Below are 22,605 nucleotides of genomic sequence, written 5' to 3'. Positions count from 1 at the left end.
CTAAGACCATGATAGAGCAGGCTGGGTTCGCCGTTATACTCGCGGGACTGTTCGAGGACCACCATGATTTCATTACCGATCGATGCTGTCTTGCCCGCCCTGCGCCAGGCCCTGGAAAACCGTGACGAAGCGGTGCTCGAGGCGCCACCTGGCGCCGGCAAGACCACCCGCGTGCCGCTGGCGCTGCTCAATGAGCCGTGGCTGGCTGGGCAGAGCATTCTCATGCTCGAACCCCGGCGCCTGGCAGCGCGGGCTGCGGCCGAGCGCCTGGCCAGCGAGCTCGGCGAAAAGGTCGGCGAGACCGTGGGCTATCGCATCCGCCTGGACAGCAAGGTCGGGCCGAAAACCCGCATCGAGGTAGTGACCGAAGGCATCCTCACCCGCCGCCTGCAGGCCGACCCGGCGCTGGAGGGTGTGGGGCTGGTGATCTTCGACGAATTTCACGAGCGCAGCCTTGATGCCGACCTGGCCCTGGCATTGAGCCTGAATGGCCGGGAATTGCTGCGGGACGATCCGCCGCTGAAGGTTTTGCTGATGTCCGCGACCCTGGAGGGCGAGCGCCTTTCGCGGCTGCTGAATGATGCCCCGGTGGTGAGCAGCGAAGGCCGCATGCACCCCGTCGACATCCGTTGGGGGCGGCCTTTCCAGCCGGGTGAGTTCATCGAGCCTCGGGTAGTGGACAGCGTGTTGCAGGCACTGGCTGACCAGACCGGCAGTTTGCTGGTATTCCTGCCGGGTCAGGCCGAGATCCGCCGGGTTCACCAGAGCCTGCAGGAAGCGTTGGGCGAGCGTCCCGAGGTCCTGCTCTGCCCGCTGCATGGCGAGCTCGATCTCGACGCCCAACGTGCGGCCATCGACCCGGCGCCCAAGGGCCTGCGCAAGGTGGTGCTGGCCACCAACATTGCCGAGACCAGCCTGACCATCGACGGCGTGCGCGTGGTGATCGACGCAGGCCTGGCCCGGGTACCGCGTTTCGACCCCGGCAGCGGCATGACCCGCCTGGACACCCAGCGCATCTCCCGCGCCAGTGCTACCCAGCGCGCCGGCCGCGCCGGGCGCCTGGAGCCCGGCGTATGTTATCGACTTTGGTCCGAGGCCCAACATGACCAGCTGGCCGCCCACGGCAGCGCCGAGATCATGCAGGCCGACCTGGCCGGCCTGGCCCTGCAACTGGCGCGCTGGGGTGTGACGCCCGAGCAGTTGCGCTGGCTCGACCAGCCCCCAACCGCCGCCTTCGCCCAGGCCCAGGACCTGCTGGCACGGCTCAATGCCTTCAAGCCCGGCAGCCGTGACAACCTCAGCGAACACGGCCTGGCCATGGCCGAGCTGCCCGCGCATCCACGTATTGCGCATTTGCTGTTGCGCGGCCAGGACCTGGGTCTGGCACAGATGGCCTGTGATGTGGCTGCGCTGCTGGGCGAGCGGGATATCCAGCGCGGCGGTGGCGCCGACTTGCACAGCCGGCTGGCGCTGGTCAGTGGCGAGAGCAGGACCGCCCGTGGCAGCCACGGTGGTGTGCAGCGTGCGCGCCAATTGGCCCGCCAGTACCGTGGCATGCTGCGTGGCAAACCAGGCGCGCCGGTTGTGGACCCTGATCACCCGCGCTGGCTGGGCGCGCTGCTGGCGCTGGCTTACCCCGACCGCGTCGCCCAGCAGCGCCGCGAGGGCGGTGCGGAATACCGGCTGGCCAACGGCCGGGCGGCGCTGTTTGCCGAAGTCGATGCACTGATGAAGTGCCCGTGGCTGGTGATCGCCGACCTGGGTAGCCGCCAGGGCCAGCGCGAAGAACGCATCTATCTGGCCGCCGAGTTCGATCCGGCGCTGCTCGAGGGCGTGCTGGCCGAGCAGGTCGAGCGGGTCGATATCCTCGACTGGGACGAACGCGAGCAGGTGCTGCGTGCCGAACGCCAGACCAAGGTCGGCGAGCTGGTGCTGGGGCGTGAACCGTTACCCAACCTGGATGACGATGCCCGCGCCAAAGCGTTGCTTGGCCTGGTGCGGCGCAAGGGCCTGAACGTGTTGACCTGGACCCCGGAACTTCGCCAATGGCAAGCACGGGTGGCGCTGTTACGTCAGCTTGATCTGGACAAAGAGGGGCAAAGCGAATGGCCTGACCTGGGGGACGAAGCGCTGCTGGCGACCCTGGAAGACTGGCTGCAGCCATACTTGGGCAAGGTCTCGCGGCTGAGCCATTTCGCCGCCCTGGATGTGTCCTCGATCTTGCGCAATCTGCTGCCTTGGCCATTGCCACAGCGCCTGGACGAATGGGCACCGGCGCATCTGGCGGTGCCCTCCGGCTCGAACATTCGCCTGGACTACAGTGAAAACCCACCGATTCTCGCCGTGCGTCTGCAGGAACTCTTCGGCCTTGCCGATACTCCGCGTATTGCCCAAGGCCGTCAGCAGGTGAAGTTGCATTTGTTGTCACCGGCACGGCGGCCGGTACAAGTGACCCAGGATCTGGCCAACTTCTGGCGCACGACGTATGCCGAGGTTAAGAAGGATTTGAAAGGGCGTTATCCCAAGCACTATTGGCCGGATGACCCTTTGGTGGCCGATGCGACCGCGCGGGCGAAGCCGCGTGGCACCTGAATGTGACGCAGAGCGTTAGCCAGATCGGTTGCCTTGTTCAGAGGGATCGAGATCTGGCTATCCTCATGAATCATGTAATTCGGCCAAAGAAAATTTGTGAAGGCTAAGAAGCGCCAATAGATGTGCGCTTCATCGAGCTCCCTATGAATTAATATTTCGTCAGGTCGAAGGTGACGATCTGACCTTTCTTGACATTCAGCGGGGCTAACGTTTCTCGGTAGTCGTCTCGTTTGTAGTCAATGGCGCCCACGCTCTGCCCGCTTTGGTCTCGCAGATGACAGATGAGAGATCCATTGAGCAGGTGCAGTGGCTCGATCATCCAGTAATCGGTGACTTCGGCATACTTGTAGAAGCCGAGGTAGCCATTGCGGCTGACACCCAACTTCTTGTCTGGTTGTCCCCAAAGGTGGATGTGATAATGCAGGCGATCTTCGGTTTTGGAGATATAACGGAACTCCAACAGTGGCGGCAGCGTGCGTCCGCCCAATATTAACCAGTCATTCCCAGGGGAGAAATCAAAGAAACTATCATCGGTTTTGTCGCCACTACGACTAATCCGGGTATTGGCATAGCCACCGTCGACGCACATTAAAAGCCGGCCTCGAAACGATTCGGCATATTGAGTGCTGATTATTTGCTCCATGACGTTTTCCTCTAATGGCATTGAAGGTGTCTTACACTAATGCCACCGTCGGGCGTGCGAGCAGAATGAAGACTTTCCCAGATGCCTCAAGCCCCGGCTTCACCTTCCAGCAGCATGAACAGGCGATACAGCACCACGGTACTGAACAGCTGCAGGAAGCCGCTCAGGCTGTCCATGGCCAGTTGGGCACCCGCTGTGGGTTCGGGAAAAGCCATCAGCAATAACCCGTCGATCAGCCAGATCGGTGCCAGCACACCCAGCACGCAGATCATGATGCGCATGAAGTGGCCGGTGGTCATGCGTGCGCTCTCGCGCATCGACTGCACCACCGGCAGGCCGCGCAGCACCAGCAGGTACTCGGCGAACACCAGGTTGATCATGATCCACACGCCCGGGAAGATGAACAGCGCCAGGCCGGCCATGATCAGCAGCGAGCTGATCAGGATCAGCAGGGCCAACTGCGGCCACAATTGCAGGGCTCGGGCGAACAGGTCGCGCTTGGCGATTTCCTGGCCGTTGCTGCGGGTGTCGAGGTACAGGATCAGCGCGGCGCTGTACAGCGGGTAGAACAGCAGGCTGACCAGCATGCCGTAGGCCGGCGATGCCTGATCGCCCATCTGCCGGTACAGCAGTTGGGTGAGCAAGGCTTCCAGCACCACCAGCGGCAGGCACAGCTGGAGGATGTTCGGCAGGTGGCGGCGGAAGAAGTACAGGGAGTCGCGCAGGACGCTCAGCGGATTCATCAGTTTACATCGCATGGCAGTAAAAACAGGGGCATAACTTTAGCCCAAAGCAGGCCTGGGGCTGTCACTTGCTGAAAAAAGTTTCACGTCGCCGGTGATTGAATCCCACGCCTGTACGCCCCATCTTTGACGCTGTCCGTTGTCCGCTACCCCACGAGGTCGCCCCATGAATACTGAAGAACAAACCCTGATCGACGGCCTGTTCGGCCGCCTCAAGCAAGCCGAGGACCCGAGCCAGCCACGTGATGCGCAGGCCCAGGCATGCATCGAGGAACATGTGCGTCAGCAGCCGGCGGCGCCTTATTACATGGCCCAGGCGATCCTGGTGCAGGAGGCAGCGATCAAGCGCCTCGACGAGCAGAACAAGCAACTGGAAGCCGAACTGAAGCAGGCCCATGCCCAGGCCGAGGCCGCCCGTGCCGGCAGCGCGCCGAGCAATGGCGGTGGTGGTTTCCTGTCCAGCATCTTTGGTTCGTCTGGGCGCAATGCGGCCCCGGCCGTGCAACCGCAGCGTCCCGCTGCAGCCCCCGTGGCATCTGGCGGGGGCTGGCGTGAGCCCTCGGCGCCGGGCTTTTCCCAGCCACAAGCGCAGCAGCCTGGCTTTGGCGCTGCACCGGCACGCAGTGGTGCCAGCAGCTTCCTCGGCGGCGCAATGCAGACTGCAGCCGGTGTGGCGGGTGGTGTGTTGCTGGCGCAGGGCATCAGCAGCCTGTTCAACCACAACTCGCAGCCGGAGGAGGTGGTAGAGGTGATCAAGGAGGAGCCGGCGCCGGCCAGCGACAGCGGTGGCTGGAGCGACTCGGGGGCGCAGCAGCAGGTGGCTGACAACAGTGGTTGGGGCAGCGACCAGGGTGGTTATGCCGACAGCGATTATGGCAGCGATGATGGCGGGTTCTTCTCGGACGACGATTCGTACGTCTGACAGGTCTGGCATACTGCTGGCCAAACCCAGAGGTACATGACAACGCATGGCCGTGTACCTCGGGTTTTCCAGGGGCAACCTGTCAGGGGGCAGGTGCAGCCTGGCAGCTATCGGCGCGTGATAAGAAATGTCGCAATGTCGCCATCGTTCGTATTCAGATAGACATTCCTGTCCGGAGGCATGTGATACAGCGTTTTCACGGTACGGCCCGTATGGTCGCGCAGGCGGCAGCGCAGTGTGTCAGGGCCCCATTCCAGCGGTTCGAGTTTTATCAGGTCGACCGGTGAGTTGGTTCGGTACAAACCAAGATAGCCGTTGCGGCTGATCTCGACCTTTCTGTCGCTGTCGGTGCCCGTGCCGTTGATGTAGACATGGATCCGATCCGTTGTCTCGGAGTGGTATTCGATGTTGAACGTGGTGGGTGCTGCTTGGCGTCCGGTGATCAGCCAGCCTTCCTCCTGGCCGAGCCCGGAAGCGTCGCTCAGCCGGACTGGTTGATCTATCCCCGGTGAGTCGAAAGTCATTATGTCTTTGTACCTGTCTTGTGTGCCGTCCCAGTATTTCCAGACCGACTGACAATGTATGTGCGCCTTGAAAGATTTTGCTTCTGCGATCCAGTTGGTAATGCTGTTACTCATGACTGTTCTCCAATGAGGGAGTTGAGCTTCCTCTGCGTGGGTACAGTAGTAAGGCGCGGGACCGGGCCGAAGCTTGAAGTACTTCCTTGTTCATTGGCATTGCATGGGCTAGCAAGGCTGGGAGGCGACCACGTGGAATGCCGACAGCGGTTATGGCAGTGATGATGGCGGGTTCTTCTCGGACGACGATTCGTACGTCTGACAGGTCTGGCATACTGCTGGCAATTTTGGGGGCGCCTTGCGCCCCTTTCGCAACGCAAGGCCGCTCCTACAAGGGTACGCGACCCCCTGTAGGAGCGGCCTTGTGTCGCGAAAGGGCTGCAAGGCAGCCCCCAGCATTCCAGGCCGACCAAGGGGTTCCAAGGTGAAAAAGATCGCGCTGTTCGCCGATGTGCAGAACCTCTACTACACCGTGCGCCAGGCCCACGGCTGCCATTTCAACTACACCGCCCTGTGGGCCGATGTCAGCCGCGACGGCCAGATCGTCGAGGCCGTGGCCTATGCCATCGACCGTGGCGACAGCAAACAGCAACAGTTCCAGCAGATCCTGCGCAATCTCGGTTTCGATGTGCGCCTCAAACCCTTCATCCAGCGCAGCGATGGCTCGGCCAAAGGTGACTGGGATGTGGGTATTACCCTGGATGTGATCGACGCCGCCAGCCGCGTCGACCAAGTGGTACTGGCCTCCGGCGATGGCGATTTCGACCTGCTGCTGGAGCGGGTGATACAGCGCCATGGCACCGAGGCAGTGGTGTATGGTGTGCCCGGGCTTACCGCACTGTCGCTGATCCGTGCCGCCACCCGTTATGTGCCCATCGAGGGTGCGCTGTTGCTCAAACACTGAGGCCCCTGCATGGAACGTATCGCTGTCATCGACTTTGAAACCACCGGCATCAGCCCTGGTGCCGGTTGCCGCGCCACCGAGGTGGCGGTGGTGATGTTGGAGGGCGGGCGCATCGTCGAGCGCTACCAGAGCCTGATGAACGCGGGTGTGCCGGTGCCGGCCTTCATCGCCGGGCTGACCGGCATCACCAACACCATGCTGCGCAGTGCGCCGCCGGTGGACAAGGTGATGAACGAAGTGGCCGAATTCGTCGGTGGCACCCCGCTGCTGGCACACAATGCCGCTTTCGACCAGAAGTTCTGGGACTACGAACTGGGCCGCATCGGCCGTAGCCGCAGCCAGGCCTTCGCCTGCTCCTTGCTTCTGTCACGGCGCCTGCTGCCAGCGGCACCGAACCACAAGCTGGGTACCCTGACCCGCTGGGCCGGGCTGCCGGATACCGGTACCGCGCACCGGGCCATGGCCGATGCCGAAATGGCCGCCAACCTGCTGCAACACCTGGCTGGCGTGCTGCGCCAGGGCCATGGTGTACAGCAACTCTCGCACGACCTGCTCTGCCGCCTGCAGAAAACCCCGGCCGCCAAGGTTCGTGAAACCCTGGCCAGGTTCTGTTAGGGCTTCTTCTCCAGTTGCGCCAGCGGCACCCGCCGCTCCACAGCGCTGGAGAGAATGATCGAGGTCTTGCTGAAGCCGAACTGCGCGACCCGGTTGATCAGTTCTTCCAGCTCCGGCATCGAACCCACCGCTGCCTGCATGATGACGCAGGGGTCGCCGGTTACCCGGTGGCATTCGGTCAACTGGGGGATCTGGGTCAACGCTTCGTAGGCCTGCTGGTTGCCGTGGCTGGCCAGGCGCAGTTCGATCACGCACTGGATCGGCAGGCCGATCTTGCTCATGTCGACCTTGGCCTGGTAGCCGGTGATAACCCCGCTGGCCTCGAGCTTGGCCACCCGCTCGGCCACCGCCGGCGCCGACAGGTTCACCTGGCGCGCCAGTTGCGCGAAGGTGGCGCGGCCATTGTCGAGCAGGGCGGCGAGCAGCATGCGGTCGTACTTGTCCATAGGTTATTCCTGCCTGGTTTCGATTCGATTGAAAAGCATCAGAATAACCATGCAATGCAAAGTGTTCGGGTGATTTAAAGCTGTTTTGTAACTTAAGTTTACACGGTGGCCTTTCTAAACTAAGCCACCCGTAAACGGATTTCGAGTGTTTCCCATGCCTGCCTCCCGTCGCTTCCCGTTGTTGCTCATTGGTGCATTCCTGGCCTTGTACCTGGTCTGGGGCTCCACCTACCTGTTCATTCGCATAGGCGTCGAGAGCTGGCCGCCGATGCTCATGGCCGGGGTGCGCTTCCTGATTGCCGGGGGCCTGCTGTATGGCTTCTTGCGCTGGCGCGGTGTGCCGGCACCGACCTGGCCGCAGTGGCGGGCTGCGGGGGCGATCGGTTTCCTGCTGCTCAGCTGTGGTAACGGTGGCGTGACCGTGGCCGAGCATGCCGGTGTGGCCTCTGGCGTCGCTGCGCTGGCGGTGGCGACGGTGCCGCTGTTCACGTTGCTGTTCGGCCTGCTGTTCGGGCACCGCAATTCGAAGCTGGAGTGGGCGGGGATCGCCCTCGGGTTGGTGGGTATCGGCCTGCTGAACCTGGGCTCCAACCTTCAGGCAAGCCCGATTGGCGCGGCGCTGATCATCTTTGCGGCGGCGTCGTGGGCGTTCGGCTCGGTGTGGAGCAAGACCTTGCCGCTGCCCCAGGGGCCCATGGCCAGCGCCGCGGAAATGCTCGTTGGTGGCGCAGTGCTGCTGCTCGGCAGCGCGCTGTCTGGCGAGCGCATGACGCAGCTGCCGACCGCTGCCGGCTGGGGGGCACTGGCCTACCTGGTGTTCTTCGGTTCGATCCTGGCGTTCAGTGCCTACATGTACCTGCTCAAGCACGTGCGCCCGGCAGCTGCCACCAGCTATGCCTACGTCAACCCGGCGGTGGCCGTGCTGCTGGGCATCGTCTTTGCCGGTGAGCAGATCGGTGCCGAAGAATGTGTGGCCATGGCGGTGATCATCGGCGCGGTGGTGCTGATCGGCCTGCCGCAGTGGCGCAAGGCACCTGAGCAGGTGCAGCCGTTGAAAGGCGAAATCTGCAAGTAGGCAGGGGTGATGCGGTAAACTTGCCGCCTTCGCTGAACCCCCTGACGGTATTGCCATGAATTTCGCCAAACTCGGCCTGATCGAACCGCTGCTGCGCACCCTGCAGCAACTGGACTACACCACCCCGACCCCGGTGCAGGCCAAGGCCATCCCCGCCGTGCTGGCCGGCCGCGACCTGATGGCCGCGGCCCAGACCGGTACCGGCAAGACCGCGGGCTTTGCCCTGCCTGTGCTGCAGCGCCTGGCGCTGGAAGGCGAAAAGGTGGCCAGCAACTCGATCCGCGCGCTGGTGCTGGTACCCACCCGTGAGCTGGCCGAGCAGGTGCACAACAACGTGCGCGAGTATGCCGAGAACCTGCCGCTGAGCACCTACGCGGTGTATGGCGGGGTCAGCATCAACCCGCAGATGATGCGCCTGCGCCGTGGCGTCGACCTGCTGGTGGCCACCCCGGGGCGCTTGCTCGACCTGTTCCGGCAGAACGCCGTGAAGTTCAACCAGGTGCAGACCCTGGTGCTGGACGAAGCCGACCGCATGCTCGACCTGGGCTTTGCCGAAGAGCTGCAGTCGGTGTACGCCGCGCTGCCACGCAAGCGCCAGACGTTGTTGTTCTCCGCCACTTTCTCCGACCAGATCCGCATGCTGGCGGGCCTGGCCCTGAACGACCCGCTGAGCATCGAAGTCAGCCCGCGCAATGCCACGGCCACCAGCGTCAAGCAGTGGCTGGTGCCTGTGGATAAAAAGCGCAAGGTCGACCTGTTCTGCCACCTGCTGCGCAAGCAGCGCTGGAAGCAGGTGCTGGTGTTCGCCAAGACCCGCAATGGCGTCGATCAACTGGTGGAGCGCTTGCTGGCCGAGGGTGTGAATGCCGACGGTATCCACGGTGACCGCCCGCAAGCCACCCGCCAGCGCGCGCTGGACAGCTTCAAGGCCCGCGAAATCCAGGTGCTGGTGGCGACCGATGTGGCGGCCCGCGGCCTGGATATCGACGACTTGCCGCTGGTGGTCAACCTTGACCTGCCGATCGTTGCCGAGGATTACGTGCACCGCATCGGGCGTACCGGGCGGGCGGGCAACAAGGGCGAGGCGATCTCGCTGGTGTGTGCGGATGAAGTGCAGCTGCTGGCGGCAATCGAAGTGCTGACCCGGCAGACCCTGCCGCGTCACGAAGAGCCGGACTTCATCCCTGACCACCGGGTGCCGATGACCGACGCTAGTGGCCAGGTGATCAAGAAGCCGAAGAAGCCCAAGAAGCCGAAGGAAAACAGCGCCAAGCGCGGGTTGGGGCGTTGGATGGACAGTGCTGAATCAGGCAGTGCGGAGCCGGCGGTGAAGGCGGTGCGCAAGGTGCCGAGCTTCAATGGTGGGGCGCGCAAGCGTAAGCCGTAGATTTGAAGTGTACGCGGTCTCTGTGGGAGCGGGTTTACCCGCGAAGAATGCGACTCGGTGCATGGCACGGGCTTCGCCCGTGTTCGCGGGTAAACCCGCTCCCACAGGGGACAGTGTCAACCTTTGGATTTGAGCCAATCCGCCGCCGCCCGCCCGGCGCGCAAGCCGCTGGCAAAGCACGCTGTCAGCAGATACCCCCCAGTCGGCGCCTCCCAGTCCAGCATCTCGCCGGCACAGAACACCCCCGGCATGCCCTTGACCATCAAGCCCTCATCCAGCCCCTCGAAACGCACCCCGCCCGCGCTGCTGATCGCCTCATCCAGCGGCCGCGTGCGCACCAGCGTGATCGGCAATGCCTTGATCGCCCTCGCCAAGGCATCAGGGGCGGCAAAGGTCGCCTGATCGGTCAGCTCGCGCAACAGGGCAGCCTTGACCCCATCGATACCCAGCTGGCTGTGCAGGTGCTTGGCCATCGAGCGCGAACCCCGTGGCTTGGCCAGCGCCTGGGCAATCTTGTCCACAGGCTTGTCCGGTAACAGGTCGAGCAGCAACACCCCGTGGCCCTCACGGTTGATGGCCTCGCGCACCGGCGCTGACCATGCATACACCAGGCTGCCTTCCACACCCTGCGCGGTGAGGATGAACTCGCCCTTGCGCGGCGCGCTGCCGGGAACGCTGAGGGCAATGTTCTTCAACGGCGCACCGGCGAACTTGTCCTTGAGCAGCGCGCTCCAGCCTGCCACTTCAAAACCGCAGTTGCTGGGCTGCAAGGGTGAGATATCCACAGCCCGTGCGGCCAGCAGCGGCTGCCAGCTACCGTCCGAGCCCAGTCGCGCCCAGCTGCCGCCACCCAGCGCCAGCACCACCACGGCGGCCTTCACCGCCCGCTCGCCCTGTGGATAAGCAATCCGCAATGCACCTTCGGCATTCCAGCCCAACCAGCGGTGACGGGTGTGGATAACTACTCCGCTGTCGCGCAGGCGCTTGAGCCAGGCGCGCAGCAGTGGCGCGGCTTTCATGTCGGTGGGGAACACCCGGCCCGAGGTGCCGACGAAGGTTTCGATACCCAGGCCGTGAATCCACTGGCGCAAGGCGTCGGCATCGAAGTCGTGCAGCAGCGCGGCGATTTCGCCCTGGCGCTCGGCATACCGGCTGACGAACGCCGGGTAGGGCTCGGAATGGGTGATGTTCATGCCACCGACCCCCGCCAGCAGGAACTTGCGGCCCACCGAAGGCATGGCATCGAACACCTCGACCGCCAGGCCCGCCTGGGCCAGTGCTTCGGCGGCCATCAGGCCGGCTGGGCCGCCGCCGATGACGACAGCGAGGGGAGGGGAGGCGGGGCTCAGATCAGGCATGGTGGGCAGCAGGCTGTGGAAAAGAGGCGCATTCTAGCGCAGCGTAGCCTGTGGAAGCACTGCTCAAAAAATGATCAGAGCTTTGCAGGCCTTGCCTGTAAAGGGCTGCAGCGCCTTTCCCGCAGGTTATCCACAAGCGGTTCCACAGTCATTGTGAACAACCGATGACGCGTGCCGCGCTGTGATGAAGGATGCCATGGCGCCTGGCCAGGGCTGCGCGGTCCTTGCTGTAGCCACCGCCGATCACGCCCACCACCGGGATGTCGCGGCCCAGGCAGTGGCGCAGCACCGCTTCGTCACGGGCGGCAACGCCTGCATCGGTCAGTTGCAGATAGCCCAGGGCGTCGTCTTTGTGCACATCGACCCCGGCGTCGTACAGCACCAGGTCGGGTCGATAGAGTGGCAGCAGGTAGTTGAGGGCGTCGTCCACCACCTTCAGGTAGGCCATGTCGCCCATGCCGCGGGGCAGGGGGATGTCCCAATCGCTTTGTGCCTTGCGCGCCGGGAAGTTCTGTTCGCAGTGCAGCGACACGGTGATGGCGTCTGGTGTGTCGTGCAGGATGCGCGCGGTGCCGTCACCCTGATGCACATCGCAATCGAAGATCAGCACTCGGTGTACCCGGCCAGCCTCCAGCAGGTAGCGGCTGATCACGGCCAGGTCGTTGAAGATGCAGAAACCGGCAGGGTGGTCGTAATGGGCGTGGTGGGTGCCGCCGGCAAGGTGGCAGGCGATGCCGTGCTGCAGCGCCATCTCGGCGCTCAGCAGCGAGCCGCCTACGGCGCGCACGGTACGCCGGGCCAGGGCCTCGCTCCAGGGCAGGCCGAGGCGGCGCTGGTCCTCGCGTGACAGGTCACCGTTCATGTAGCGCTCGATGTAGCTGCGGTCGTGGGCCAGGGCGAGGATGTCGTTGGGGCAGATGTCCGGGCGCAGCAGGGCTTGGTCGGTGGTCAGCCCGCTGTCGATCAAGTGGTCGTGCAGCAGGCGAAACTTGTCCATGGGGAAGCGGTGTTCGGCAGGGAACTCCGGGCTGTAGTCTTCGTGGTAGATCAGCGGCAACGGCATGGGTGGGGTCGCAATCGGGGCCAGTGCTGATCTTGCCATGGCTGGAGACTGCTGTGGGAGAACCTGCCTGGCATCAATCTCCTGGCCAGCGCCGGCCTTTGTAGGAGCGGCCTTGCGTCGCGAAAGGGCTGCGCAGCAGCCCCGGGGTATCAGCGCAAATGCACAAATTGCAGGGGCTGCTGCGCAGCCCTTTCGCGACGCAAGGCCGCTCCTACAGGGCGTGTTTGCTGCGAGGGGGCGTTATTTCGTGGTACTGGCCAGCACCCGTTGCCAGTCCGGCTCGTTCAGGCGGCCGAGGATGCGCGTCTTACCATTGCCATCCACCGAAACGAACAACGCACTGGCATAGCCGCTCTCACGCTCGCCCCCCGCAACTTTCTGCTGGCGGGCAAAATGGTCGATGCAGCCGTTGTGGGTCACCAGCACCAGGTTATGCCCCGGTCGTTTGTGTGCCAGCGCTTCGCTGGCGAACTGGCTGTCACAGCTTTCCAGCCAGTCCTCACTGGCCACCGCCTGGCCAAGGATGAAATGCGCGGTTTGCCGTGTGCGCAGTTTCGGGCTGCTGAGCATATCGGCGTTGTTCAGGCCCAGCTGGTGCAGCCCTTGGCCAACACGTCCGGCAGCCTGGCTGCCGGTCACGGTGATGCCGGTGGGGTCGTCCACGCATGGACCGGGAGCGCTGTCGCAGCGCTCGGCGTGGCGGATCATCACGATCACCGCACCGTCGGCCCAGTCCTGCAGCAGGCCGCTGTCAGTCAATTGTCGTTCGTTGCCAAGGTCCACGATGTGCGTCCTCGTCGCCAGCCAGGTGCTCAACGCCGCCACGACCATGCACAGGCCAAGGGCGGCACCGAGGGCTTTGCGGGTCAGGCGTCGCTTGCGCCGGGCGTGGATGGCTGGGTGCCCCAGGGTGTTGCTCGATAGCATGCGTTGCTCCGTTGGCATGGTCGCGGCTGGCGCGGCGGTATTGGCTGGCATCCTGCCAACAGGCCTGTCGGGGGGCGGTGAAGGGCGTGTGAAAATTGCATTCGGCTGCGCCGGCTGGGTGAAACCTGCACCCGCGCCTACGCTGTAAACTGCAAGACGGTAAAACCGGAGCACGCCCGATGACCCCTATCCTGCAACTGGAAAGCGCGCGGCTGGTGCTGCGCCAATGGCACGACGACGACCTGCGCGAGTTCGCCGCCCTGTGTGCCGATCCGCAGGTGATGCGCTACTTCCCGGCGCCGCTGACGCGCGTGGAGGCAGCCGCGCTGATCGGCCGCGTGCGCGGGCATTTCAATGAATACGGCTTTGGCCTGTGGGCCCTGGAGCGCAAGGACAGCGGTGCCTTCATCGGCATGACCGGGTTGCTGCACGTGGGCTTCGATGCCGATTTTGCGCCGGCGGTGGAAATCGGCTGGCGCCTGGCACGCCGCCACTGGGGCCTGGGTTTCGCCAGCGAGGCGGCGTGGACCTGCCTGCGCTGTGCTTTCGCCCAATTGCGCCTGGAGGAGGTGGTGTCGTTCACTAGCGAGAGCAACCTGCCCTCGCAGAAGGTCATGCAGGCCATCGGTATGCAGCAGGACCTGAATGGCAGTTTCGAACACCCCAGTCTGCCCGTGGGCCATCCGCTGCGCCCGCATGTGCTGTACCGCATCGACCGCGCACACTGGGAGCGTACCCTGCGCGCCTGAATGCATGGCCATGCCCGGCACGAATGACAAACCCTGTATCATTTGCCTTCATAAGAGTGCTGTAGAGACCTGTTTGCCTTGCTAGGAGAACCCCCGATGAGTCATGTGTTGGACGACCTGGTCGACCTGTTGAGCCTCGAGTCCATCGAGGAGAACCTGTTCCGTGGCCGCAGCCAGGACCTGGGCTTCCGCCAGCTGTACGGTGGGCAGGTACTGGGCCAATCGTTGTCGGCGGCCAGCCAGACGGTCGAGGATGCACGCCATGTGCATTCGTTGCACGGCTACTTCCTGCGCCCTGGCGATGCCAGCCTGCCGGTGGTGTATTCGGTGGACCGCGTGCGCGATGGCGGCAGCTTCAGCACCCGGCGGGTGACGGCGATTCAGAAGGGCCAGCCGATCTTCACCTGCAGCGCCTCGTTCCAGTACGACGAGGAAGGTTTCGAGCACCAGGCGCAGATGCCCGAGGTGGTCGGCCCGGAGAACCTGCCCACTGAAGTCGAGCTGGCCCGGGCCATGGCCGACCAGTTGCCCGAACGCATTCGCGACAAGGTGCTGTGCGCCAAGCCGATCGAGATCCGCCCGGTCACCGAGCGCGACCCGTTCAACCCCCAGCCTGGCGACCCGGTGAAGTACGCCTGGTTCCGCGCCGATGGCAACCTGCCCGATGTCCCCGCCCTGCACAAATACATGCTGGCCTACGCCTCGGACTTCGGCCTGCTGACCACTGCGTTGCTGCCCCATGGCAAATCGGTGTGGCAGCGTGACATGCAGATCGCCAGCCTCGACCATTCGCTGTGGTTCCATGGCAACCTGCGTGCCGACGAGTGGCTGCTGTACGCCACCGACAGCCCTTGGGCGGGCAATGCCCGTGGCTTCTGCCGCGGCAGCATCTTCAACCAGGCCGGGCAACTGGTGGCGTCGTCGTGCCAGGAAGGCCTGATTCGCCATCGCAAGGACTGGGCATGAGCCTGGGCGAGGTGCGCAACTGGGTGTTCGACATGGACGGCACCCTGACCGTGGCCGTGCACGATTTTGCCGCCATCCGCGTGGCGCTGGATATCCCGGCCGAGCACGACATCCTCACTCACCTGGCAGCCTTGCCGGCGGACGAGGCGGCGGCCAAGCATGCCTGGCTGCTGGAGCACGAGCGTGACCTGGCGATTGCCTCCACGGCGGCCACCGGGGCGGTGGAACTGGTGCGCGAACTGGCCCAGCGTGGTTGCCGGCTGGGCATTCTGACCCGCAATGCCCGCGAGTTGGCGCATGTGACGCTGGAGGCCATCGGCCTGGCGGACTGCTTCCCGGTGGAGCACATTCTGGGGCGTGACGAAGCAGCGCCCAAGCCAAGCCCGGATGGGCTGCTGAAGATTGCCAATGCCTGGGGTGTGGCACCGGGTGAGCTGGTGATGGTGGGGGATTACCGGTTTGACCTGGACTGTGGGCGGGCCGCAGGGGCGCGCACGGTGCTGGTGAACCTGCCGGACAATCCGTGGCCGGAGCTTGTGGATTGGCATGCGGCCGATTGCCGGGCATTGAAGGTGATGTTGGGCTGAGTTTTTGTGTCGCCTGTGCGGGCCTCTTCGCGGGTAAACCCGCTCCCACAGGGACCGCGCCGAGCTCAAGTCCAGCACTCAACCTGTGGGAGCGGGTTCACCCGCGAAGAGGCCGGACCTGTCTATGCTGAACCCCAATCTATTCCCTGAACGGAGACCTATCCATGACTAGCAAGGCCATCTACGTAAAACCCGGCGGCGGCTACGACAAGGTCGAGGTCGGTACCAGCGAGGCTCTCGCACCCCAGGCCGGCGAAATCACCGTGCGCCTGCACGCCAGCTCTCTCAACTACCACGATTTCGCCGTTGTCAGCGGCATGTGGGGCCCGAGCGAGCGGCGCATCCCCATGGCCGATGGCGCTGGCGAAGTGGTCGCGGTGGGTAGCGGCGTCACCGAGTTCCAGGTCGGCGACAATGTGGTCAGTACCTTCTTCCCCGACTGGCTCGACGGCCAGGCCAATGTGGAAGGCTTCGCCAGGGTGCCCGGCGACGGTATCGATGGTTACGCCCGTGAACAGGTCACCGCTCGCGCCACCGCCTTCACCCTGGCGCCCAAGGGCTTCAGCCATGCAGAAGCTGCCACGCTGACCACGGCCGGTCTCACGGCCTGGCGTGCATTGATGAGCGACGACCACCTCAAGCCCGGCGATACGGTGCTGGTGCAGGGCACCGGCGGTGTGTCGATCTTCGCCCTGCAGTTTGCCAAGCTGGCCGGCGCAACGGTGATCGCCACCTCGTCCAGCGACGCCAAGCTGGAGCGCCTGAAAGCCCTGGGTGCCGACCATCTGATCAACTACAAGAGCACCTCGGCGTGGGGTGAGAAAGTGCGCGAGCTGACCGGCAACCGCGGTGTCGACCATGTGATCGAAGTGGGTGGCCCGGCGACGCTGGAGCAATCGATGATTGCCGCGCGCATTGGTGGGCATGTGTCGTTGATCGGCATCCTCACCGGCGTGGCCGGGCAATTGCCGCTGGTGCAGGCGCTGGTGCGGCAGATTCGCCTGCAAGGCGTGCTGGTGGGCAGCCGCGCCCAGCAGCAGGCGATGGTGCGGGCGATCGATGCCAACGGCCTGCGGCCGGTGGTGGACAAGCATTTCGAGCTGGAACAGATCGTCGAGGCGTTCCGTTATCAGGAGAGCAATCGGCATTTCGGCAAGATCTGCCTGACCTGGTAACAGGGCCTGATGCGGTTCTCTTTGTAGGAGCGGCCTTGTGTCGCGAAAGGGCCGCAAAGCGGCCCCCGGCCTGCAATTCTGTAGCTGAAATCGAGGGGCTGCTGTGCAGCCCTTCGCGACACAAGGCCGCTCCTACAGGGGATCGTGTCAGACCTGTTCGGGCAGTAGTCGGTCGCGGCTATTGGACAGGTGCAGGCACACCGCTGCCCGCGCCGCGTCCGGGTCCTGCCGGCGGATGGCATTGAGGATCGCCTCATGCTCGAGGTTGGCCAGGTACGCCTGCCGCGCCAGCTTCGCCCCGCTGCGTTCGGCCAGGGCCATGCGGTTGCGCGGGATCAGGCCGTTGCCCAGCTGCAACAGCATTTCAGTGAAGTACAGGTTGCCAGAGGCCTCGGCGATCAACAGGTGAAAGCGCCGGTCGGCCTCGATGCAGCTGTCGCCGGCGGCGGCCAGGTCCTGGTAGTCATCCAGCGCCTGGCGCATGCGCCTCAGGTGCCCCTCGTCACGGCGTAGCGCGGCCAGGGCGGCGGCCTGGCCTTCCAGGCCGATGCGCAGCTCCAGCAGGTCGCGCACATTCGCCGCGCTTTCCGCAGCGATGCGCAGGCCGGCCTGGGCCTGGCGCTCCATCACGAACGTACCGATACCGTGGCGTGGCTCCACCAGCCCCGAAGCCTGCAATTTCGACAGGGCCTCGCGGACCACGGTGCGGCTGACCCCATGCTCGCGTACCAGGCTGTTTTCCGAGGGCAACTTGTCGCCTGGCTTGAAGGTACCCAGCAAGATCTGTTGGGTCAGGCTGGAGACCAGGTCATGGGCACGGCTGTGGCCGCGTTTGTGGGCTTGTTCGGTGGCCATGGTGTGATCCGATTGTTGTTGTACTTGTACGACAAGCTAATCGATAAAAATATTTCTTGCCGATTTTTCCTGAGGTCAAGCCAGCGAGTAGTTTGTCTGTTTTTGCAAGATCGACGCATATAGGCTTTGCGGTAGCTTGTATTTTGTGATTTTGCCGATGTTGTTGATCTTGTCGTACAACTGCGCTGCGCATATGCTCCTCCCCACTGCCATGTCAGACAACCTCGACCCGCACAAAAACAATTAGTGGGAGATCCGCAAGTGAACGATACCCTCGCTCCGTCTGCCCGGAATGAAGGCGACGCCCTGGCCAGCGCCGTGGCCAAGGTCAAGCGCCACGTCCTGCCGCTGTTCGTCATCATGTTCATCGTCAACTACCTGGACCGCGTCAACATCGGCTTCGTCCGCCCCCATCTGGAAAGCGACCTGGGCATCAGCGCCGCGGCCTATGGCTTTGGCGCCGGCCTGTTCTTCATTGGCTACGCGTTGTTCGAAGTGCCCTCGAACATGCTGCTGCAGAAAGTCGGCGCACGGCTGTGGCTGACCCGCATCATGTTCACCTGGGGGCTGGTGGCCACGGCCATGGCCTTCGTGCAGAACGAAACCCAGTTCTACGTGCTGCGCTTTCTGCTGGGCGTTGCCGAAGCGGGCTTCTTCCCCGGGGTGATCTACTACTTCACCCGCTGGTTACCGGCCGCCGAGCGTGGCAAGGCGATTGCCATCTTCCTCAGCGGCTCGGCATTGGCGTCGCTGATTTCCGGGCCGCTGGCCGGCGCGCTGATGCAGATTCAGGGCCTGGGCATGCATGGCTGGCAGTGGATGCTGTTCATCGAAGGCATGGCCTCGGTGACGCTGTGCTTCTTCGTGTTCTTCTGGCTCGACTCCAGGCCGCAGGACGCCAAGTGGCTGAGCCAGGCCGAGCAGGAAGCACTGGTGGGCGCCATCGATCGCGAGCAGCTTGAGCGCGAAGCGGTCGGCGCGGTCAGGCCATCGGCCTGGAGCCTGCTCAAGGACCGCCAGATCCTGCTGTTCTGCCTGATCTACTTCTGTATCCAGCTGACCATCTACGCCGCCACCTTCTGGCTGCCGAGCATCATCAAGCGCATGGGTGACCTCAGCGACCTGCAGGTCGGCTTCTTCAACTCGATCCCGTGGCTGATCTCGATCCTGGCCATGTATGCCTTCGCCGCCGGCTCGGCGCGCTGGAAGTTCCAGCAGGCGTGGGTCGCAGGTGCGCTGGTGATCGCTGCCATCGGCATGTTCATGTCCACCACGGGTGGGCCGGTGTTCGCCTTTGTCGCGGTGTGCTTCGCGGCCATCGGTTTCAAGTCGGCGTCGTCACTGTTCTGGCCGATCCCGCAGGGCTACCTGGATGCCCGCATCGCCGCTGCGGTGATCGCCTTGATCAACTCGGTCGGCAACCTCGGCGGCTTCGTCGCCCCCACCACCTTCGGCCTGCTGGAGCAGCAGACCGGTTCGATCCAGGGCGGCCTGTACGGCCTGGCGGTGACCTCGGTGCTGGCGGCCATTGCCATCTTCTTCGTACGCACTCGCCCAAAGGGCGTCCCTTCCGATGACCTCAAGGCCCCTTCGGCCCTGGGTCAGAGCCATTGATGACTGCGAGACAACAACCATGAACATGCAGACCCTTCACACCAGCACCCCCGTGGTCACTGATCTGCGCGTGATTCCCGTCGCCGGGCACGACAGCATGCTGCTCAACCTCAGTGGTGCCCATGGCCCGTTCTTCACCCGCAACGTGGTGGTGCTGCGTGACAGCGCCGGCAATACCGGGTTGGGCGAGGTGCCGGGCGGCGAGAAGATCCGCCAGACACTGGAGGACGCCCGCAGCCTGGTGGTCGGCCAGCCGATCGGCCATTACCAGCGCGTGCTCAATGCCATGCGCCAGACCTTCGCCAACCGTGACTCGGCTGGTCGCGGCCTGCAGACCTTCGACCTGCGCATCACCGTGCATGCGGTGACGGCCATCGAGTCGGCGCTGCTCGACCTGCTCGGCCAGCACCTGAACGTGCCGATGGCGGCACTGCTGGGCGAGGGGCAGCAGCGCGAGGCGGTGAAGATGCTCGGTTACCTGTTCTACATCGGCGACCGCCAGCAAACCGACCTGGCCTACCGCAACGAAGCCGATGCCGAGGACGACTGGTTCCGCCTGCGCCACGAAAAGGCCCTGACCCCGGACGCGGTGGTGCGCCTGGCCGAGGCCGCCAAGGCGCGCTATGGCTTCAGCGACTTCAAGCTCAAGGGCGGGGTGTTGCGCGGCGAGGAGGAGATGGAAGCGGTAACGGCGCTGGCCGAGCGGTTCCCCGAAGCCCGCATCACCCTCGACCCGAATGGTGCCTGGTCATTGAAGGAGGCCATTGCCCTGTGCCGCGACAAGCACGATGTGCTGGCCTACGCCGAAGACCCGTGCGGTGCCGAGAACGGCTACTCGGGCCGTGAGGTGATGGCCGAGTTCCGCCGCGCTACCGGCCTGCCCACCGCCACCAACATGATCGCTACCGACTGGCGGCAGATGGGCCATGCGATCCAGTTGCAGTCGGTGGACATTCCGCTGGCCGACCCGCACTTCTGGACCTTGCAGGGTTCGGTACGGGTGGCGCAGATGTGCAACGACTGGGGGCTGACCTGGGGTTCGCATTCCAACAACCACTTCGATATCTCGCTGGCAATGTTCACCCAGGTGGCGGCAGCGGCGCCGGGTGAAATCACTGCGATCGACACCCACTGGATCTGGCAGGACGGCCAGCGCCTGACCCGCGAACCACTGCGCATCGTCGACGGGCATGTGCACGTGCCGGCGCGGCCGGGGCTTGGGGTGGAGCTGGATGAAGACCAGTTGGCCAAGGCGCATGAGTGCTACCGCAACATGGAGTTGGGCGCGCGGGATGACAGCGTGGCAATGCAGTTCCTGATTCCGGGGTGGAGCTTCGATAACAAGCGGCCTTGCCTGGTGCGTTGAGGCTGCTGGCCTCTTCGCGGGTGAACCCGCTCCCACAGGTACTGCATATCGCTCAAGGTTTATGCAAACCCAGTGGGAGCGGGTTTACCCGCGAAAGGGCCGGAACAGGTTAACCCTGCTCGAAGAAGGCCCGCGCCATCGCCACGAATGCCCCCAGCACCGGGTTGGGGTTATCCCGGCAGAACGCCAGGAAAATCTCCGCCTGTTGCTCCATCCCCACCAATGGCCTGAACACCACCTGCTCCAGGCGCAATGCCTGCGCCGAGGCCGGCACCACCGCGCAGCCCAGCCCCACATTGACCAGCCCCAGTATCGAGTGAGTCTGCCCCAGTTGGTGCAGGTACCGCGGCTGCACCCCATGCCGGGCAAACAGGTTGGCGATGCGGTCATGGAAGTAGCGCCCTTCGTTGGCGCTGTACATCACGAATGGTTGTTCATCGAAATCGCTCGGCCTGAGCCGCTCACGTGCCACCAGCGCATGCCCGGCGGGCAGGGCGGCGATGAAGGGTTCGCGGTGGATCGGCAGGTACTCCACTCGCGCGCTGGGCAATACCTGGCGCACCAGGCCAACATCGATCAGCCCTGCCTCCAGGTCATGCACCTGGGTGCTGGAGACGCGTTCGCTGAGCACCAGTTCGATGTCCGGCAGCGTCTGCCCGGCATGCACCAGCAAGCGCGGGATCATGCTGTAGGCACCCACTGCGGTGAAACCCAGGGTCAACCGGCCCGCTTCGCCATGAGCGATGCGTCGCGCCGACTGGCTGGCCGATTCGGCGATCTGCAGGATGCGACGGGCGTCTTCGAGAAAGCTCTGGCCCGCCAGGGTCAGCCGCGCCTGGCGGTTGTTACGCTCGAGCAGCAACACGCCGAGGGCATGTTCCAGCAACTGGATCTGCCGGCTCAAGGGCGGCTGGGTCATGTGCAGGCGGGTGGCGGCGCGGCCGAAATGCAGCTCTTCGGCCACGGCCACGAAGCAGCGCAGCTGATGCAGCTCCATGATTCAATTCCTGAATTATTCGATCCAGCATCTATATTAGACCTGTATCAAATGCCGGCCTAGCATCGAGTCATGTCTTCGAACTGCCGGATGCCCACCATGAACGAAAACCCCATCGAAGTGCTGTTGACCCAGCCAGTACCAGAGGCCATCGATGCCCGGCTGGTCAGCGCCTATCGGGTACATCGCCTGTATCAGCATTCCAACCCGCAACAGTTGCTCGACGAAGCCGGCCCGCGCATTCGTGGTGTGGTTACAGGCGGTGCCAAGGGCCTGTCCAATGAGCTGATGGAGCAACTGCCCGCGTTGGAGATCATCGCCATCAGCGGCATCGGCACCGATGCTGTGGACCTGCGCCATGCGGCCAGCCGCGGCATCCATGTCACCACTACGCCGGGCGTGCTCACTGCCGATGTGGCCGACCTGGCCATGGGCTTGATCATTGGCACCTTGCGCCGCCTGGGCGAGGGTGAGCGGCTGGTGCGTGATGGCTTGTGGGGCAAGGTCGACCTGCCATTGGCGCGCAAGGTCAGCAGTATCGAACTGGGCATCGTCGGGCTTGGCGAGGTGGGCAAGGCTATCGCTCGGCGTGCCGCTGCATTCGACATGCGCATTGCCTACAACGGGCGGCGCGAGCAACCAGAAACCGGCTACCGCTATGAGGCCGACCTGGTCGAGCTGGCGCGCTCGGTGGATGTGCTGGTGGTTGCAGCTGCCGCCGATGGCGGCCAGGTGCTGGTGACGGCCGAGGTGCTCGATGCACTGGGGCCGGAGGGGTACCTGGTCAATGTGGCGCGCGGCAAGTTGGTGGATGAGGACGCGCTGGTCGAGGCGTTGCGTGAGCAGCGCATTGCCGGTGCCGGGCTGGATGTGTTCGTCGATGAGCCGCATGTGCCGCCGGCGCTGCGTGACCTGAATCAGGTCGTTCTGCAGCCGCATCGAGGCAGCGCCACGCTGCAAACCCGGCTGGAAATGGGGCAGATGGTTTTATCGAATCTCGCTGCTTGCTTCCGTGGCGAGGTTCCCCCGAATTGCGCGTAGGC

At 64.1% G+C, this 22,605-nt stretch carries 22 protein-coding genes; 13 read left to right on the top strand and 9 right to left on the bottom strand.

Annotated features, from left to right (window positions below):
• The first annotated feature begins 63 nt into the window (after positions 1–63).
• Positions 64–2,592, top strand: a complete 2,529-nt coding sequence (hrpB, locus tag ABNP31_RS22980; protein WP_350012796.1) for an ATP-dependent helicase HrpB — start codon at positions 64–66, stop codon at positions 2,590–2,592.
• Between the two features lie 148 nt (positions 2,593–2,740).
• On the opposite strand, the gene ABNP31_RS22975 is transcribed toward hrpB, so the two are convergent.
• Both ABNP31_RS22975 and ABNP31_RS22970 read right to left on the bottom strand, forming a co-directional pair.
• Complete coding sequence (locus ABNP31_RS22975) at positions 2,741–3,235, bottom strand: hypothetical protein (protein WP_238066963.1); 495 nt, start codon at positions 3,233–3,235, stop codon at positions 2,741–2,743.
• Between the two features lie 86 nt (positions 3,236–3,321).
• A complete protein-coding gene (locus ABNP31_RS22970; RefSeq protein ID WP_238066962.1) occupies positions 3,322–3,978 on the bottom strand; it encodes a YciC family protein in 657 nt (218 codons plus the stop codon).
• Positions 3,979–4,144: 166 nt separating this feature from the next.
• Here ABNP31_RS22970 and ABNP31_RS22965 point away from each other — a divergent pair, with 166 nt between their 5' ends.
• Entirely contained in the window at positions 4,145–4,900 is a 756-nt protein-coding gene (locus tag ABNP31_RS22965) for a DUF2076 domain-containing protein (RefSeq protein ID WP_085663588.1), read from the top strand.
• A gap of 107 nt (positions 4,901–5,007) precedes the next feature.
• On the opposite strand, the gene ABNP31_RS22960 is transcribed toward ABNP31_RS22965, so the two are convergent.
• Positions 5,008–5,538: a hypothetical protein gene (locus tag ABNP31_RS22960; RefSeq protein WP_085663589.1), complete on the bottom strand. Its 531-nt coding sequence runs from the start codon at positions 5,536–5,538 to the stop codon at positions 5,008–5,010.
• 364 nt (positions 5,539–5,902) lie between these two features.
• Between ABNP31_RS22960 and ABNP31_RS22955 the strand changes: the two genes are divergently transcribed.
• Together ABNP31_RS22955 and ABNP31_RS22950 are read left to right on the top strand one after the other, a co-directional pair.
• Positions 5,903–6,382, top strand: a complete 480-nt coding sequence (locus tag ABNP31_RS22955; RefSeq protein ID WP_085663590.1) for an NYN domain-containing protein — start codon at positions 5,903–5,905, stop codon at positions 6,380–6,382.
• A gap of 9 nt (positions 6,383–6,391) precedes the next feature.
• On the top strand, positions 6,392–6,997 hold the full coding sequence (locus ABNP31_RS22950) for a 3'-5' exonuclease (protein ID WP_350012795.1): 606 nt from the start codon (positions 6,392–6,394) through the stop codon (positions 6,995–6,997).
• Here the strand turns inward: ABNP31_RS22950 and ABNP31_RS22945 are convergent.
• Positions 6,994–7,443 carry an Lrp/AsnC family transcriptional regulator gene (locus ABNP31_RS22945; protein ID WP_015271918.1) on the bottom strand — a complete coding sequence of 150 codons (450 nt, stop codon included), beginning with the start codon at positions 7,441–7,443 and terminating at the stop codon, positions 6,994–6,996. The genes ABNP31_RS22950 and ABNP31_RS22945 overlap by 4 nt on opposite strands.
• A gap of 154 nt (positions 7,444–7,597) precedes the next feature.
• Here ABNP31_RS22945 and yedA point away from each other — a divergent pair, with 154 nt between their 5' ends.
• The gene (yedA, locus tag ABNP31_RS22940) at positions 7,598–8,518 is read left to right on the top strand and encodes a drug/metabolite exporter YedA (protein WP_350012794.1); all 921 of its coding nucleotides are present in this window, start codon (positions 7,598–7,600) and stop codon (positions 8,516–8,518) included.
• Between the two features lie 55 nt (positions 8,519–8,573).
• Positions 8,574–9,905 carry a DEAD/DEAH box helicase gene (locus ABNP31_RS22935; protein WP_013974320.1) on the top strand — a complete coding sequence of 444 codons (1,332 nt, stop codon included), beginning with the start codon at positions 8,574–8,576 and terminating at the stop codon, positions 9,903–9,905.
• A 116-nt stretch (positions 9,906–10,021) separates the two neighbouring features.
• Here the strand turns inward: ABNP31_RS22935 and ABNP31_RS22930 are convergent, their stop codons facing one another.
• The 3 genes from ABNP31_RS22930 to ABNP31_RS22920 all read right to left on the bottom strand — a co-directional run bounded on the left by ABNP31_RS22930 (position 10,022) and on the right by ABNP31_RS22920 (position 13,253).
• On the bottom strand, positions 10,022–11,263 hold the full coding sequence (locus ABNP31_RS22930) for a TIGR03862 family flavoprotein (protein ID WP_238066960.1): 1,242 nt from the start codon (positions 11,261–11,263) through the stop codon (positions 10,022–10,024).
• Positions 11,264–11,411: 148 nt separating this feature from the next.
• Entirely contained in the window at positions 11,412–12,326 is a 915-nt protein-coding gene (locus ABNP31_RS22925; protein WP_015271914.1) for a histone deacetylase family protein, read from the bottom strand.
• Positions 12,327–12,566: 240 nt separating this feature from the next.
• Positions 12,567–13,253, bottom strand: a complete 687-nt coding sequence (locus ABNP31_RS22920; RefSeq protein WP_350012793.1) for a histidine phosphatase family protein — start codon at positions 13,251–13,253, stop codon at positions 12,567–12,569.
• A 179-nt stretch (positions 13,254–13,432) separates the two neighbouring features.
• Between ABNP31_RS22920 and ABNP31_RS22915 the strand changes: the two genes are divergently transcribed.
• The 4 genes from ABNP31_RS22915 (at position 13,433) to ABNP31_RS22900 (ending at position 16,730) form a co-directional block, all read left to right on the top strand.
• Complete coding sequence (locus tag ABNP31_RS22915; RefSeq protein ID WP_085617949.1) at positions 13,433–14,002, top strand: GNAT family N-acetyltransferase; 570 nt, start codon at positions 13,433–13,435, stop codon at positions 14,000–14,002.
• 96 nt (positions 14,003–14,098) lie between these two features.
• Positions 14,099–14,968: an acyl-CoA thioesterase II gene (tesB, locus tag ABNP31_RS22910; RefSeq protein WP_350012792.1), complete on the top strand. Its 870-nt coding sequence runs from the start codon at positions 14,099–14,101 to the stop codon at positions 14,966–14,968.
• Positions 14,965–15,555 carry an HAD family hydrolase gene (locus tag ABNP31_RS22905; RefSeq protein ID WP_025340732.1) on the top strand — a complete coding sequence of 197 codons (591 nt, stop codon included), beginning with the start codon at positions 14,965–14,967 and terminating at the stop codon, positions 15,553–15,555. Before tesB ends, ABNP31_RS22905 begins: the two co-directional genes overlap by 4 nt.
• 164 nt (positions 15,556–15,719) lie before the next feature.
• On the top strand, positions 15,720–16,730 hold the full coding sequence (locus tag ABNP31_RS22900; RefSeq protein ID WP_350012791.1) for a zinc-dependent alcohol dehydrogenase family protein: 1,011 nt from the start codon (positions 15,720–15,722) through the stop codon (positions 16,728–16,730).
• 147 nt (positions 16,731–16,877) lie between these two features.
• Here the strand turns inward: ABNP31_RS22900 and ABNP31_RS22895 are convergent, their stop codons facing one another.
• Positions 16,878–17,585, bottom strand: coding sequence for a FadR/GntR family transcriptional regulator (locus tag ABNP31_RS22895; RefSeq protein WP_085663595.1), 708 nt, complete (start codon positions 17,583–17,585; stop codon positions 16,878–16,880).
• 261 nt (positions 17,586–17,846) lie between these two features.
• Between ABNP31_RS22895 and ABNP31_RS22890 the strand changes: the two genes are divergently transcribed.
• Positions 17,847–19,199: an MFS transporter gene (locus tag ABNP31_RS22890; RefSeq protein ID WP_025340729.1), complete on the top strand. Its 1,353-nt coding sequence runs from the start codon at positions 17,847–17,849 to the stop codon at positions 19,197–19,199.
• Between the two features lie 19 nt (positions 19,200–19,218).
• Positions 19,219–20,565, top strand: coding sequence for a glucarate dehydratase (gene gudD / locus ABNP31_RS22885; RefSeq protein ID WP_238066957.1), 1,347 nt, complete (start codon positions 19,219–19,221; stop codon positions 20,563–20,565).
• A 109-nt stretch (positions 20,566–20,674) separates the two neighbouring features.
• Here gudD and ABNP31_RS22880 read toward each other — a convergent pair whose 3' ends face one another.
• The gene (locus ABNP31_RS22880) at positions 20,675–21,562 is read right to left on the bottom strand and encodes a LysR substrate-binding domain-containing protein (RefSeq protein ID WP_238066956.1); all 888 of its coding nucleotides are present in this window, start codon (positions 21,560–21,562) and stop codon (positions 20,675–20,677) included.
• A gap of 99 nt (positions 21,563–21,661) precedes the next feature.
• Between ABNP31_RS22880 and ABNP31_RS22875 the strand changes: the two genes are divergently transcribed.
• Positions 21,662–22,603 carry a 2-hydroxyacid dehydrogenase gene (locus ABNP31_RS22875; RefSeq protein WP_238066955.1) on the top strand — a complete coding sequence of 314 codons (942 nt, stop codon included), beginning with the start codon at positions 21,662–21,664 and terminating at the stop codon, positions 22,601–22,603.
• The last annotated feature ends 2 nt before the right edge of the window (positions 22,604–22,605 follow it).

The organism is Pseudomonas asiatica, assembly GCF_040214835.1.
Classification (GTDB): domain Bacteria; phylum Pseudomonadota; class Gammaproteobacteria; order Pseudomonadales; family Pseudomonadaceae; genus Aquipseudomonas; species Aquipseudomonas putida_Z.
This window is presented reverse-complemented; position numbering and strand designations above follow the sequence as displayed.